This window comes from uncultured Brachybacterium sp. (genome assembly GCF_947500705.1).
Lineage (GTDB): Bacteria > Actinomycetota > Actinomycetes > Actinomycetales > Dermabacteraceae > Brachybacterium.
Genome location: NZ_CANMSY010000022.1, coordinates 1 through 1,958, shown reverse-complemented (window position 1 = coordinate 1,958; position 1,958 = coordinate 1). Strand labels below are relative to the sequence as shown.

Sequence of the window (1,958 nt, the reverse complement as noted above, 5' to 3'; positions counted from 1 at the left end):
GGCTTGGTCATGGCCGTTGTGCTGCTGGTCGAGAAGATCGCTCTGATCGAGGACCCCAGCTACGTCCCCTCGTGCAGCCTCAATCCAGTGCTCTCCTGCGGCTCCGTGATGGACACCCCGCAGGCCTCAGCTTTCGGCATCCCGAACCCGATCCTCGGCATCGCCGGCTTCGCGGCCGTTCTCGCCCTCGGATTCGCGTTCCTCGCCGGCGCCCGTGTGGCGCGCTGGATGAGTGTTCTCATCCAGGCAGGCGTGACCTTCGCGGTGCTCTTCGTGCAGTGGCTGATCGGACAGAGCCTGTACGAGATCGGGGCACTGTGCCCCTACTGCATGGTTGTGTGGGTAGTGACCATCCCGCTGTTCTGGTTCACCACTCTCCACCATCTCCGCGCTCTGGCAGAGACCTCCACTCCGGCCGTGCGGCGGGCGGTCCGTCTCGTGATCGAGTTCCGCGTCCCGCTCCTTGTGGCCTGGTACCTCGTGATCCTGACACTCATCGCCGTGAGGTTCTGGGACTACTGGTCCACGCTGTTCTAGACACGGAAGAACCCGCATCCTGCCCCTCTCACCCGTCCCCTCTCGATCACCTTGAAGGAGCGAGCACATGCGCGCCCACCCCCGGCGACGGATTCTGTACGCCACCGGTTTCATGGCCGCTACCGGTCTGTTCACTGCCTGCGGCAGCACTGACACCGGCGATCGCTACGACTCCGAGGACGCCGGATACGTCTCCGGCAACGGTGTGACCACAGAGATCGCTCCCGCCGATCGCACAGAACCCGTCGAGTTCACCGGGACCAGCTACGACGGTGCACGATTCGACTCCAGAGACCACTGGGGATCGGTGCTGGTGGTCAACGTCTGGTACGCCTCCTGCCCGCCATGCCGGGTGGAGGCACCGGATCTGCAGGCCATCCACGAGGAGTACGCCGACCAGGGCGTCTCATTCATCGGGATCAACGTCCGCGATTCGGCAGGGCCCGCCGGGGCCTTCGAGGAGACCTACGGGATCACTTACCCTTCGCTGCCGGACTCGGACGCAGAGATCATGTACCAGCTGCGCGGCCAAGTCGCACCCAACGCGGTCCCCACTACTCTCGTCCTCGACCATGACGGCCGCGCCGCAGGCCGGATCTCTGGAGCGATCGACCCCTCCATCCTGAGAGCGATGCTCGATGCCGTTCTCGCCGAAGGAGCCGCGTGAGCGTCAATGGACTCGCGGAGACGTTCCAGTCGATCGCCCTGTCCGGGTCTCTTCTGCTGGCCATCACCGTCGCCGCTGTCGCTGGCCTGATCGCGTTCCTCTCGCCGTGCGTGCTGCCGATCGTGCCGGGCTACCTCGGTTATGTCTCCGGGCTTGCCGGACAAGGACTGAAGACCACCAAGCTAACCCGGCAAACGCCTGAGAATACCGGGACGGCGCGACGACAGGGGACCCTTTTCCGAGAGGGAACTGGGAGAATGTTGGGTGGGAGCTTGCTGTTCGTCGCGGGCTTCGCGGTGGTATTCATGGCGCTGGGCGGGTTCGCTGGCGCGGGGGGATATCTCCTTCAAGCGCACGCAGTATGGATCAATCGGGTCGCGGGCCTCATCGTTATCTTTATGGGGCTCATTTTCATGGGCATGTTCCCTCGATTGACAGGAAATGTCCAGGTGTCCAGGAGACGCCCTGATGCGGGCCTTCTGGGGGCCCCGTTGATGGGCTTCGTCTTCGGGCTGAGCTGGACACCCTGCATCGGCCCTACCTACGCCGCGATCATCGCGCTATCCCTCGACGCCGGCGCCGACGGAGGTTCTGCGGCTCGGGGCGCGATCCTGGCCCTGGCGTACTCGCTGGGACTGGGCATCCCCTTCGTCCTCAGCGCCCTGCTGCTCGACAGAGCGATGGGTGTGAGCAGGGCACTTGCCCGCCATCGCCGACTCATCGGAGTTCTATCCGGGGTGCTGCTCATCGCGAT

3 protein-coding genes are annotated in these 1,958 nt (G+C 64.6%); all 3 read left to right on the top strand.

Annotated elements, in window-relative coordinates; translation table 11 throughout:
• Positions 1 to 537: vitamin K epoxide reductase family protein (locus tag Q0937_RS17885; RefSeq protein WP_299306362.1), on the top strand; the 537-nt coding region annotated here is incomplete at its 5' end.
• Positions 538 to 604: 67 nt separating this feature from the next.
• Positions 605 to 1,204 carry a TlpA disulfide reductase family protein gene (locus Q0937_RS17880; RefSeq protein ID WP_239376765.1) on the top strand — a complete coding sequence of 200 codons (600 nt, stop codon included), beginning with the start codon at positions 605 to 607 and terminating at the stop codon, positions 1,202 to 1,204.
• On the top strand, positions 1,201 to 1,958 hold a 758-nt coding region (locus Q0937_RS17875), incomplete at its 3' end, for a cytochrome c biogenesis CcdA family protein (RefSeq protein ID WP_299306359.1). The genes Q0937_RS17880 and Q0937_RS17875, both read left to right, overlap by 4 nt.

What these genes read in the sequence shown, in the direction of transcription:
- Q0937_RS17880 (WP_239376765.1), top strand. Translation starts at nt 605, where the DNA reads ATGCGCGCCCACCCCCGGCGACGGATTCTGTACGCCACCGGTTTCATG.